General features: G+C 63.9%; 10 protein-coding genes. 3 read left to right on the forward strand and 7 right to left on the reverse strand.

Features of this window, described 5'->3' with window-relative positions; all coding sequences use genetic code 11:
• Nucleotides 1-45: 45 nt before the first annotated feature.
• Nucleotides 46-1965, reverse strand: coding sequence for a molecular chaperone DnaK (dnaK, locus tag G8E10_RS03260; protein WP_110727603.1), 1920 nt, complete (start codon nt 1963-1965; stop codon nt 46-48).
• 232 nt (nt 1966-2197) lie between these two features.
• A complete protein-coding gene (locus tag G8E10_RS03265) occupies nt 2198-4471 on the reverse strand; it encodes a transglycosylase domain-containing protein (RefSeq protein WP_167126785.1) in 2274 nt (757 codons plus the stop codon).
• A 701-nt stretch (nt 4472-5172) separates the two neighbouring features.
• On the opposite strand from G8E10_RS03265, the gene G8E10_RS03270 reads away from it, so the two are divergent.
• Both G8E10_RS03270 and G8E10_RS03275 read left to right on the forward strand, forming a co-directional pair.
• Nucleotides 5173-5436: a hypothetical protein gene (locus tag G8E10_RS03270; RefSeq protein ID WP_110800466.1), complete on the forward strand. Its 264-nt coding sequence runs from the start codon at nt 5173-5175 to the stop codon at nt 5434-5436.
• Between the two features lie 92 nt (nt 5437-5528).
• Nucleotides 5529-5798, forward strand: coding sequence for a hypothetical protein (locus G8E10_RS03275; RefSeq protein ID WP_110727608.1), 270 nt, complete (start codon nt 5529-5531; stop codon nt 5796-5798).
• Nucleotides 5799-5965: 167 nt separating this feature from the next.
• Here G8E10_RS03275 and queC read toward each other — a convergent pair whose 3' ends face one another.
• The 4 genes from queC to G8E10_RS03295 all read right to left on the reverse strand — a co-directional run bounded on the left by queC (nt 5966) and on the right by G8E10_RS03295 (nt 10167).
• Nucleotides 5966-6682 (reverse strand): 7-cyano-7-deazaguanine synthase QueC, encoded by a 717-nt coding sequence (gene queC / locus G8E10_RS03280; protein WP_167126788.1) that lies wholly within the window; start codon nt 6680-6682, stop codon nt 5966-5968.
• Between the two features lie 199 nt (nt 6683-6881).
• Nucleotides 6882-8414 carry a YifB family Mg chelatase-like AAA ATPase gene (locus G8E10_RS03285; protein WP_167126791.1) on the reverse strand — a complete coding sequence of 511 codons (1533 nt, stop codon included), beginning with the start codon at nt 8412-8414 and terminating at the stop codon, nt 6882-6884.
• Nucleotides 8415-8553: 139 nt separating this feature from the next.
• Nucleotides 8554-9513: a glutathione synthase gene (gene gshB / locus G8E10_RS03290; RefSeq protein WP_132439705.1), complete on the reverse strand. Its 960-nt coding sequence runs from the start codon at nt 9511-9513 to the stop codon at nt 8554-8556.
• A 117-nt stretch (nt 9514-9630) separates the two neighbouring features.
• On the reverse strand, nt 9631-10167 hold the full coding sequence (locus G8E10_RS03295) for a cupin domain-containing protein (RefSeq protein WP_167126794.1): 537 nt from the start codon (nt 10165-10167) through the stop codon (nt 9631-9633).
• Between the two features lie 224 nt (nt 10168-10391).
• On the opposite strand from G8E10_RS03295, the gene G8E10_RS03300 reads away from it, so the two are divergent.
• Nucleotides 10392-10898 carry a hypothetical protein gene (locus G8E10_RS03300; protein WP_167126797.1) on the forward strand — a complete coding sequence of 169 codons (507 nt, stop codon included), beginning with the start codon at nt 10392-10394 and terminating at the stop codon, nt 10896-10898.
• Between the two features lie 72 nt (nt 10899-10970).
• Here the strand turns inward: G8E10_RS03300 and G8E10_RS03305 are convergent, their stop codons facing one another.
• Complete coding sequence (locus G8E10_RS03305; protein ID WP_167126800.1) at nt 10971-11915, reverse strand: lysylphosphatidylglycerol synthase domain-containing protein; 945 nt, start codon at nt 11913-11915, stop codon at nt 10971-10973.
• Between the last annotated feature and the right edge of the window lie 72 nt (nt 11916-11987).

Below are 11987 nucleotides of genomic sequence, written 5' to 3' on the forward strand. Positions count from 1 at the left end.
CCCTGTCTTATGGAGTGAGGTCTCGTGGCATGAGGCCTTGATGCCTTACGCGGACTTCTTGCGGTCGTCTTCGTCGCTGACGTCTTCGTAGTCGGCATCGACGACGTTGTCGCGAGCAGCGTCCGCTGCGGCATCCGAATGGGCCGCATCCGTCTGCTGCGACTCATACATCGCCTGACCGAGCTTCATGGAGGCTTCCAGAAGCGTCTGCGTCTTCGCCTTGATGTCCTCGGCGTCCGGCTCGGAGGCCTCGACCGACGTCTTCAGCGCGGCAATCGCGTCGGAGATGGCGGTGCGGTCGGCTTCGGTGACCTTGTCGCCATATTCCTTCAGCGACTTCTCGGACGAGTGGATCAGGCTTTCGGCCTGGTTCTTCGCCTCGACGCCGTCACGACGCTTCTTGTCGTTCTCGGCATTGGCCTCGGCATCCTTGACCATCTTCTCGATGTCGGCGTCGGACAGACCACCCGATGCCTGGATGCGGATCTGGTGCTCCTTGCCGGTGCCCTTGTCCTTGGCCGAGACGTTGACGATCCCGTTGGCATCGATGTCGAAGGTGACTTCGATCTGCGGGATGCCGCGCGGTGCCGGGGGAATGCCGACGAGGTCGAACTGGCCGAGCAGCTTGTTGTCCTGGGCCATTTCGCGCTCGCCCTGGCTGACGCGGATGGTCACGGCCGACTGGCTGTCTTCCGCCGTCGAGAAGGTCTGCGACTTCTTCGTCGGGATCGTCGTGTTGCGTTCGATCAGACGGGTGAAGACGCCACCGAGCGTTTCGATGCCGAGCGACAGCGGGGTCACGTCGAGAAGCAGGACATCCTTAACGTCGCCCTGGAGAACGCCGGCCTGGATGGCGGCGCCGAGAGCGACGACTTCATCCGGGTTTACGCCCTTGTGCGGCTCCTTGCCGAACAGCTGCTTGACGACTTCCTGCACCTTCGGCATGCGGCTCATGCCGCCGACGAGCACGACTTCGTCGATCTCGGACGCCGATACGCCGGCATCCTTGAGCGCTGCCTTGCAGGGCGCGATCGTGCGCTGGACGAGATCGTCCACCAGCGCTTCGAACTTCGCACGGGTCAGCTTCAGCGTCAGGTGCTTCGGGCCGGAGGCATCTGCCGTGATGAACGGCAGGTTGATTTCCGTCTGCTGCGACGAGGACAGTTCGATCTTGGCCTTTTCGGCCGCTTCCTTCAGGCGCTGCAGAGCGAGCTTGTCGTTCTTCAGGTCGATGCCCTGGTCCTTCTTGAATTCGCCGGCGAGATATTCGACGAGACGCATGTCGAAGTCTTCACCGCCGAGGAAGGTGTCGCCATTGGTCGACTTCACTTCGAAGACGCCGTCGCCGATTTCCAGAACCGAGACGTCGAACGTGCCGCCGCCAAGGTCGTAGACGGCGATCGTCTTGCCTTCGGTCTTGTCGAGGCCGTAGGCGAGCGCTGCTGCCGTCGGCTCGTTGATGATGCGCAGCACGTCGAGACCGGCGATGCGGCCTGCATCCTTGGTGGCCTGACGCTGAGCGTCGTTGAAGTAGGCGGGAACGGTGATGACGGCCTGCGTGACCTTCTCGCCGAGGTAGGATTCAGCGGTTTCCTTCATCTTCTGAAGGATCATGGCCGAGACCTGCGACGGGGACTGGTTCTTGCCACCGGCCTTGACCCAGGCATCGCCGTTGTCGCCCTTGACGATCTCGAACGGCACGAGAGCCTTGTCCTTGGTCACGGTCGGGTCTTCGTAGCGGCGGCCGATGAGGCGCTTCACGGCGAAGAGGGTGTTTTCCGGATTGGTGACGGCCTGACGCTTGGCCGGCTGGCCGACGAGGCGTTCGCCATCATCCGAGAAGGCGACCATGGACGGCGTCGTGCGCGCGCCTTCCGCATTTTCGATGACCTTCGCGTCCTTGCCGTCCATGACGGCGACGCAGGAGTTGGTCGTTCCCAGATCGATACCGATTACTTTTGCCATGTCGTTCTCTCCTTGCAGCGGACTGTCTGAACCCGGTCAGGCATTCGTGCGACAGCCCCTAGGGATGCTCTTCATCGTTTGGTGCCGAGGCCCGGAAGCCTTGGACGTGCGGCGTATATAAGGACGGGTTTTTTGCTGTGCAAGGCGTCGCAAGCCCTGAAGACGGTGAAAAGAAATGCGGAGACGAAAGAGTTTAGACCGCTTTTCCGAACCGCATGCATCCGCGACGCCGTCAACCCCCGGTCAGGATATCGAACAGGGTCGTGCGGCGCGTCTGCGGCGTCCCGCTGGTGGTCTGCCCGACATCGGCCGGCGGCACCAGGCCACCCTCCGCGGCATCCACCGAGCCGCCCTGCCCCCGGGGTATGTCGGACGGCGGCATTTCGGCATCCGCCACCGGCGCATCCGGGTAGACGTCCGTCGGCTTCTCGCCGAAAGCACCGGAAATGACGTCGCCGATGGTGCGCTGGATGCCGGGATCGTCGAAGGATGGCTGTATGCCCTTGGTGCCGAAGATCGGCGAGGGCGTCAGGCCTTCGTGCGCTTCGGTCATATAGGTATGCCAGGCCTTCGCCGGCAAACCTCCGCCCGTCACCTTCTTCATCGAGGTGCCGTCGTCGTTGCCGAACCAGACGCCGGTCGTCAGGTTGTTGGTGAAGCCGACGAACAGTGCGTCGCGGAAGGACTGAGTGGTGCCGGACTTGCCGGCGGCCTGCCAGCCCTTGAGCTTGGCGTTCTTGCCCGTGCCGCGCTCCACCACGCCCACCATCATCTGGTTCATCTCCGAGACGATCTCGGGATCGAGCACGCGCGGCGGGTTGTCGTAGGTGTTCTCGTAAAGAACCTTGCCCTCCGCCGTCATCACCCGCTTGACGATGTGCGGCGTCGCCTTGAAGCCGCCGTTCATGAAAGGAGCATAGGCGGACGTGAGCTCCAGCAGGCTGACCTCTGAGGTCCCGAGCGCGATGGAGGCATTCGCCTGTAGCTCCGATTCGATGCCGAGGCGATGGGCGAGCTTTGCCACCTGCGCCGGACCGACCTCCATGACGAGCTGGGCCGCGATGGTATTGAGCGAATTGGCAAGTGCATCGGCGAGCGACACCTCGCCGCGATATTTCTGGTCGTAGTTCTCCGGCGTCCACTTGCCGATGCGCACCGGCGCATCGTTGCGGATCGACATGGGCGTTCGGCCGATCTCCATGGCGGCGGCATAGACAAAGGGCTTGAAGGCCGAACCCGGCTGGCGCTTGGCCTTCACCGCACGGTCGAACTGGCTTTCGGCATAGTCGCGCCCGCCGACCAGCGCCCGGATGGCGCCCGTCGCATCCACGGACACGAGTGCCGCCTGCGAGGCGCGGGATTTCGCGCCGCTCTCCTTCAGCATGTCGGAGAGGGTCTTTTCGGCCTTGGCTTCGAGATCGAGATCGAGCGTGGTTTCCACGACCAGATCCTGCTTGACGGCACCGACGAGACCGGGAAGCTGGTCCATGACCAGATCGGCCGCATAATATTGCGCGCCGGACCAGAAGCTCTTCGCCTTGGTCGGCGGCTGCAACATCGCGGTCTTCACCTCGTCGTCGGTGATCAGCCCCTCTTCGCGCATGGCGCCCAGCACCACCTGCGCCCGCTCCTCGGCCGCCTTCGGATCGCGCGCCGGCGACAGGCGCGAGGGCGCCTTGAGGAGGCCTGCGAGAAGGGCGGCCTCACCGAGGTTCACGTCACGCGCCGACTTGTTGAAATAGCGCTGCGAGGCGGCCTCGACGCCATAGGCATTCGAGCCGAAGAAGACGCGGTTGAGATACATCGCAAGGATCTGGTCCTTGGAATATTTCTGCTCCAGCCAGAAGGCGAGCAGCACTTCCTGCACCTTGCGCTCCAGCGTGCGCTCCGGCGACAAAAACAGGTTCTTGGCCAGCTGCTGCGTCAGTGTGGAGCCGCCCTGCACCATGCGGCCCGTGGTGACGTTGGTGATCATGGCGCGCGCCAGACCCAGCGGATCGACGCCGAAATGCGAATAGAAGCGCCGATCCTCGATGGCGAGGACCGCCTGGGGAATGAAGGGCGACATATCCTCGAGCGCGATCGCCTCGCCGCCGGTCGCCCCGCGATTGGCCAGCGTGTCGCCGTTGACCGCCAGGATCTTCACGTTCGGCGGACGCTCCGGAATGGTCCAGCTGGTCGCGTTCGGCATGCGCGAGCCGTAATAGAGCACGAGACCGCCGACCCCCATGCCGCCCCAGATGCCGGCAACGATGCACCAGTACACGAAGGCCCTGATGAAGCCGAACAGGCCGCCACTGCTGCCGCCCCGCCTGCCGCCACGCCCTTTCAGGGACCGGCGCGCGGGCTTGCCGCTGCTCTTTGCCTTGGCGGGTTTGGAGCCGGAGGATTTGGAAGCCGTTGGTCGTCCGCTCACGCGGTCACTCGCATCGACACGGAATCCCTCGTCGTCACCGCTCGAAAAGGACGGATCGATGCGGGGACGTGAACGCGATTTGCCTGCCATACCGGGATGTGACCGCTCCGTGTGTGCGCTGAAGGAAAGGCGGCCGGCAAGCCGCCCAAGCCGTCGCAGGGTGCGGTGAACTGTAAATGCGGCGATTTAAGGGGGCGTTAACGACATGCTCCGGCACCCGGATGCATCGTTGCCGCCACGAAAGCGTTCGTTGCAGCAACGAATGCGTTCGTTGCGGCAACGAGCGGGGATGCGGCCCGCATCCTGCCGCCGGAGCGTGCAAAATGGAACGAAACCCGGAATCACGCGTTCGTTACATGTCAAACAAGGGAACCCGTCATGAACAATATCATCTATATCGTCGGACTGGTCGTCGTCGTTCTCGCCGTCCTATCGTTCTTCGGACTGCGCTGAGCCGGTATCGACCCGCCTGAAAGCCTGAAAGCCCCGCTCGTCGGGGCTTTTTGACGTTCATGCGCATCCGGTCGAAGCCGGCGCATCGCAAACGATTTCTTCCGAAGTCCGGTTTCCGTGACAGGGGTTTTGCCCTACAGCGCCGTGCGTCATACATGACGCACTCGGGTTCGCTGTAGAGCTTTATATCTGATGCATAATTCCTTAAATCGATTCCGATTTCAGGAATTATGCAGTAGGGTTTCGCACCAGAGCCGCCTGATGCGGCATGGACCGCGGTAGACCAGAGTGACAGCGACGACATTTCCCCTCATCGGCCCTTCGTGCAGCCGACACCCATGAAAACGCAGGAAGATCTGGCGATCGCCGTCCAGCGCATGCAGCAGCAATATGAGAGGGGCCGCATGGATCGCGACATCCTGCGGGGCTGGGTGCTCGGCCTTCCCTCCTATCCGCAGCCCCACGGCATGGCCATCGACGCCTTGAAAGCCTGGTTCACGATCCGGCAGAGCGACGTCACGCCGGAGATCCGCGCGCGCGATCTCGAGATGCTGGCAGCCGTTGCGGATGCCTCGGTCGCCCGGATACCGAGCGGAATGTGACATGCGCCTGTCTTGAAGGACGTGCGTTGCAGGATATGCTTTTCCCGGCGTTGCGGTGTAGACTGGGCAGAAATTGAGAATGGCGAGGACCGATGTCGAACGATAATGAACCGGAAATGGAGTATTCGGAGCTGTCCGGCGAGTTCACCGAAGACGGCGTGACCGTTCTGGTCGATATCTCGCGACCGGCCGGCACGAATCTCGACTGGCAGATGCTGGTGCTGACGCAGGAAGAAGACGTGACCGAGTGGGAAGACCCGTTCCCGACCGACCGCGAAGCCTTCGACGAGTTTCTCGCAACCGTTGCCCGCGAAGGCATCCGCTCCTTCTTCGGAGACGAAGAGCCGCCGACGCTTCAGTAGGCCTGCACATGGGACACTGACGGAACGGGAACGGCGTCGCTGCGGTTCCCGTTTTGACCAGTGCATTTCCGGTGAAGACCGGTTCACCGGAAATGCACTGGTCAGTTATTTTTGCCGCATTGTCCGACGCCGAAGCGATCCCGCTTCGGCTGGAAATGCTCCAGATCTCAACGAACCTCTTCCGCCACGAACCGCCCGACCCCGCAGGCCTCCCGCCAGAAATCGGCATCCTCGTAGAGCGTTGGGTCCGCGACGCCGGCCAGATGGAAGGCTTCGCGTCGCTCCACGCAGGTGCCGCACCGTCCGCAATGCACCTCCCCACCCTTGTAGCAGGACCATGTCCGCGCGAAAGGCGTGCCGTTGCCGGCACCGTCCGTGACGATGTCGGCTTTCGAGCGTTCGACATAGGGTGCGTAGAGCGTCACCGCGGCATAGCCGTCCAGCGCGTGGTTCTGCATGGTCTGGAACGACCGGATGAAATCGGGCCGGCAATCGGGGTAGATGAAGTGATCGCCGCCATGAACGGCGACGGCGACGGCATCCAGCGTCTGCGCGGCCGCAAGCCCGAAGGCGATCGTGAGCATGATGGCATTGCGGTTCGGCACCACCGTCGCCTTCATCGTCTCCTGCGCATAATGCCCGTCCGGCACCGCGATATCGTCCGTCAGCGCCGAGCCGGTCAGATGCGCGCCGATCGGCCCGATGTCGATGAGATGATGGGGCACATCAAGCCTCCGCGCCGCCTCGGCCGCAAAGTCCAGCTCCCGGCGATGGCGCTGCCCGTAGTCGAAGGACAGGAGGCCGGCGAGATGATGGTCGCGCGCCACGTGATGGGCGAGCGTGACGGAGTCCAGTCCGCCGGAGCAGACGACGAGCGTTTTCATGGAGAGCGTTCCCTTGTTTTGACCGGGTGGGGCTGCGACCGGCATTGGACGTGGCGCAACTGCGCCGTCCTCGACAAGCGTACACTGCCGCATTTTTCCGCGGGGATAAAGTTCGCACGGCCGATGTTTTTAAAGGCTTGCGCTTTTTTCAGAATGGCATTCCGGTCGCCAGACGATCCCGCTGCGACCGCCGTTCTCCTCACGCGGCACTGGTCATGCGGTCTCCGGCGATACGGTAGGATATGGCTTCGGCGATGTGGATGCGGCCGACCGTCGGGCGGGCGTCGAGGTCGGCCAGCGTCCGGGCGACCTTGAGGACGCGGTGGTAGGCGCGCGCGGAAAACGTCATCCGTTCGGCCGCCTCGCGCAGAAGCTGGAGGCCGCCGGCATCGGGTTCGGCAAGCGTCTCGATCATCGATGTGGTGCAGCGCGCGTTGGAGGTGATCTTCGGCATGCCGAAGGCGATGAAGCGGTCGATCTGGAGCGCCCGTGCATGGGCCACGCGGGCCGCGACGACAGCACTGGTTTCGGCGGTCGCCGGGCGGATGAGGTCGGCCGCAGACACCGCGGGAACGTGGATGCGGATGTCGATCCGGTCCATCAGCGGGCCGGAGATGCGCGCCTGATAGTCGCCGGCGCAGCGCGGGCCCCGTGCGCAGCTGTGCCCCGGTTCGCCCGCCATGCCGCAGCGGCACGGGTTCATGGCGGCGACCAGCTGGATGGCGGCGGGATAGCTGACGCGATGATTGGCCCGCGCGATGATGCATTCGCCGGTTTCGAGCGGCTGACGCAGCGCGTCCAGCGCCTGCGGCGTGAACTCCGGGAATTCGTCGAGGAACAGCACGCCGTTATGGGCGAGCGAGGCCTCGCCCGGCCGGGCGCGAAGACCGCCGCCGACGAGGGCCGCCATGGTGGCGGAGTGATGCGGCGTGCGGAAGGGCCGGCGATCCGAGAGCTTGCCGCCCGGCAGCTGCCCCGCGATCGAGTGGATCATCGAGACCTCCAGCAGTTCGCCCGGCGACAGCGGCGGCAGAATGGAGGGAAGGCGCGCGGCGAGCATCGATTTGCCAGAGCCGGGCGGGCCGACCATCAACAGATTGTGGTTTCCGGCCGCCGCCACTTCCAGCTCGCGCTTGGCGCTTTCCTGCCCCTTGATATCGGCGAGATCGGCCAAGTTGGCGGCCGTCGCGCGGATGGCCGGCTCCGGCCGGGTGAGCACCTGCGTGCCGCGAAAATGGTTGGCAAGCGCGATGAGGCTGCGGGGTGCGAGAATGTCGATCTCGGCACCGGCCCAGGCGGCCTCCGGCCCGCTGTCGGCCGGGCAGATGAGGCCCTTGCCGATGGCGTTCGCACCGATGGCGGCGGGCAGCGCGCCGGCAACGGCGGCGATCGTGCCGTCGAGGTTCAGTTCGCCGATAACGACGTAGTCTGCGAGCGCATCCGACGGAATGGCGCCGAGCGCCGCCATCAGCCCGAGCGCGATTGCAAGGTCGAAATGGCTGCCTTCCTTCGGCAGGTCGGCGGGGGCGAGATTGATGGTCACGCGTTTGGGCGGCAGGGACAGGCCGGAGGCGTGGAGGGCGGCGTGCACCCGTTCCCGGCTTTCGGCCACTGCCTTGTCCGGCAGGCCGACGATCTGCACACCGACCTTGCCGGGCGCGACCATGACCTGCACATCGACCGGAACGCCCTCGATGCCCTGGAACGCCACCGTGCTGACCCGTGCCACCATATTCCCGCTACTCCAACCGATGCGCTTATGAGACTTTCCTCACATTACACGTCAACTGGAATAAAACAAGAACATTGGCGGAACGATTACAATCGACCATGTCGGCAGGGTTGCAAACATCACAACCCGGCCGGTTTTATCAGGCGCGCTTGCGCTCGATCGCATCCCAAAGCAGGCTGGCGATATCGGCGCCGCCGAAGTTCTTGACCTCGCGGATGCCGGTCGGAGACGTCACGTTGATCTCGGTCATGACGTCGCCGATGACGTCGATGCCGACCAGCAGGAAGCCGCGTTCGCGCAGAGCCGGGCCGATGCGGGCGCAGATCTCCCTCTCGCGTGCCGTCAGTTCGGTCGGCTCGGGCTTGCCGCCTGCATGCATGTTGGAACGGGCATCGTGCTCGGCCGGCACGCGGTTGATGGCACCGACAGGCTCGCCATCGACGAGGATGATGCGCTTGTCGCCCTTGCGCACGGCCGGCAGGTATTCCTGCGCGATGAAGGGCTCGCGGAACATTTGTCCGAACATTTCGAGCAGCGAGGACATGTTGCGGTCGTCGCGGGTGGAGTGGAACACGCCGGCGCCGCCATTGCCGTAGAGCGGCTTCAGGATGATATCGCCCATTTCCTCGCGGAATTTGGCGATTTCGGCCGGATCGCGGGTGATCAGCGTCTTCGGCATCAGGTCGGGAAATTCGGTGACGAAAATCTTTTCCGGCGAATTGCGCACCCAGGCGGGGTCGTTCACCACCAGCGTCTTCGGGTGAATGCGCTCCAGCAAATGGGTCGAGGTGATATAGGCCATGTCGAAGGGCGGATCCTGGCGCAGGAGCACCACGTCCATGGTGGAGAGATCCAGCCGCTCGGGTTCACCGAGCGTGAAATGATCGCCCTTCACGTCGCGCAGGGTCATCTGCTGCGCCGTGGCGTAGACCTGCCCGTCGCGCAGCGACAGCCGGTCCGGCGTGTAGTGAAACAGCCTGTAGCCGCGGTTCTGCGCCTCGAGACTCATCGCAAAGGTCGAATCGCCCGCGATATTGATGGTGGAGACGTGGTCCATCTGAACCGCGACATTCCGGAGTGCCGTCCTGGTGGCTGCCATTGTCTTCCCTCGGTCAACGACCCGCCTTCATCGCAGGCGGGCCTCATGACGTAGGACGGGAAGAGCCCGAACGCAACGGCGGAACGCCGCGCAAACGGGCGAAAGTCGCCGGGTCCCTCAGGCGGCAAGCGCCGCCTTGGGGGCTTCGCCGCGCAGAAGGTCGCGCAGGCGATAGGCCATGACGACGGGTTCGGGGAATTTCTTGCGGCAGAAGGCGATCTTGCGGACATAGGTCTCGATGCGCCAGTTGGCCCAGGTGCCGCCGTTGAAGAAGCCGATATCGCCGGCGCGCAGCGTCGTCTCGGTGCCGTCCTCGGCCGTCACATGCACCTCGCCTTCGAGGATCACGACCGTCTCGTCCCAGCCGAAATACCAGTTGAACTCGCCGGCCGTGCAATCCCACATGGCGGTGACGGCGGCATCGTCGTGGCTGCGCGAATGCTCGGCCAGACGGGCGACCGGCGTACCTGCGACGATCCAGTCCGGATTGATCGGGGCCGGCAGCATGGGCAGGTCCATCGCGGGCGACGCGATCATCGCGTGCCTGCGGGCCGCCTGTTTCCCCTGCTGTTTCGATATGCCGAGCCTCGGCGAAAGCGGTGTCACCCGCACCGCAACCGCCATCAATTCCGCAAAAAGCATCTTCAGCGCCATGTCATCCCCTCGGGCATCGATCCTGTCCTGAAAGGGACATTAGCCAGGAGGCACAAAGACAGCATTGAAGGGATTGCTCGCATTTGAGCGATTGCAGACATTGCCACCATCCGACGACCAACCGTCGTCAATTTGCCGCATGTCGATGGCCTAAAGATGCGGCATCATTATTTGAAGATTCGGCATCATCAAGAGAAGATGCGGCATCATCACGAGGACCCTCCATGCATCACCGCGCCTTCGCCTCCCTCGCCGTCTCCGCCGCCCTGCTCGCCGGAAGCTTCGCCGTTCCAAACGCAGCACGCGCGCAGGACGCGCCCTATGTCGACGATCGTTCGGACGGGGCAAAGCTCGTCCAGTCGCTCTACAATGCGATCGCGCGCAAGGAATATGCGCGCGCCTATGCCTATTTCGGCGACAAGCCGCCGGCCGGCGACTATGCGAGCTTCGTCCTCGGCTACAAGAACACGGTCGATGTCGAGGTAAAGACCGGCGTCGTGACGCAGGAGGGTGCGGCCGGCAGCCTCTACGCACCGGTGCCCGTTGCCGTCCGCTCGGTGGACAAGGATGGGAAGGAGCGCGTCTTTGCCGGATGCTACGTGACGCGCATCGTCAACGCCGCCATTCAGGAGCCGCCGTTCACGCCGCTGCATATCGAGAGCGCGGAACTCGGCGAGGTGAAGACACCCTTTGCCGAAGCGGTCCCGAAGGTCTGCCATTCACCGTCGTAAGAGCAAATCCAGCAAAAGTGCGAAGCGGTTTTGCGTCCGGAGTTGCGTGAAAAGAGACCAGACCTTACCGGATCAGGGCCCCGCGCGGCGGCGTTCCAGAAACTGACGGCGCTCGAACAGCACGACGACGACGAGCGCCATCAGGAACGGGATGACGAGGTAGAACAGCCGGAAGATGACGAGGGCGGCCAGCACCGAGGCCGCATCGATTTCCGGCAAAGCCGCGATGAAGATCAGCTCAAGCACGCCGATGCCGCCCGGCGCGTGTGACAGGAGGGCGGCCGAGAACGAGGCGAGGAACACCCCGAGCACGACCATGTAGCCGGGATTTCCGGCCTCCGGCAGCGCGAAATAGATGATGGCGGCAGCCCCGATCAGCTCCACCGGGGCGATCAGCAATTGCCGTACCGCCAGCGTCGGCCGCGGATATTCCAGATGGAACCACCGCGTGTGGATGGGCCTGAAGCGGATGAGACTTCCCAGAAGATAAAGGCCGATCAGCACGAGAATGGCGATCGCCGTGGAAATCGAGGCTCCGAGCGGAATGACGGCGGAGAAGCGATCGACGATCTCCGGCTCGATCAGAAGCACGATCGCCGACAGCGTCAGCGTGCCCAGCACGAAGGTCAGCGAGCAGAAGGCGACGAGAACGCCGGTTTCGCTGACGCTCAACCCCCTCGACCCGTAGGCCCGGTAGCGCACGACGGCGCCCGAGAACACGGAGGCCCCGATGGTGTGCGACAGCGCATAGGCGGTGAACGAGCAGACGGTGATGAAGGTCAGCGACAGCCGCCGGCCGAGATGTTCGAGCGCCAGATGGTCGTAGGCTGCAAGCGCCGCATAGGCCACCAATGTGGCGCCGGCCGCCAGCAGCCAGCTCTTCAGCGGCACGGCCTCGAAGCTCGCCAGGAACTCGTCGAGCGAAAGCCCGCGCAGCTCATGATAAAGCCCGTAAAGCGAAAACAGGATGGCCGCCAGCCCGACGGCCGGCCAGATCAGGGCGCGGATCGTCTTCATGCAGGTCTTTTTCGGTCCGGCGGAGGCAGTCTCGACGTCATACGGGTCATGAGACCATCGCCACCCGGCCGG

This window comes from Ferranicluibacter rubi (assembly GCF_011603255.1).
GTDB classification, from domain to species: domain Bacteria; phylum Pseudomonadota; class Alphaproteobacteria; order Rhizobiales; family Rhizobiaceae; genus Ferranicluibacter; species Ferranicluibacter rubi.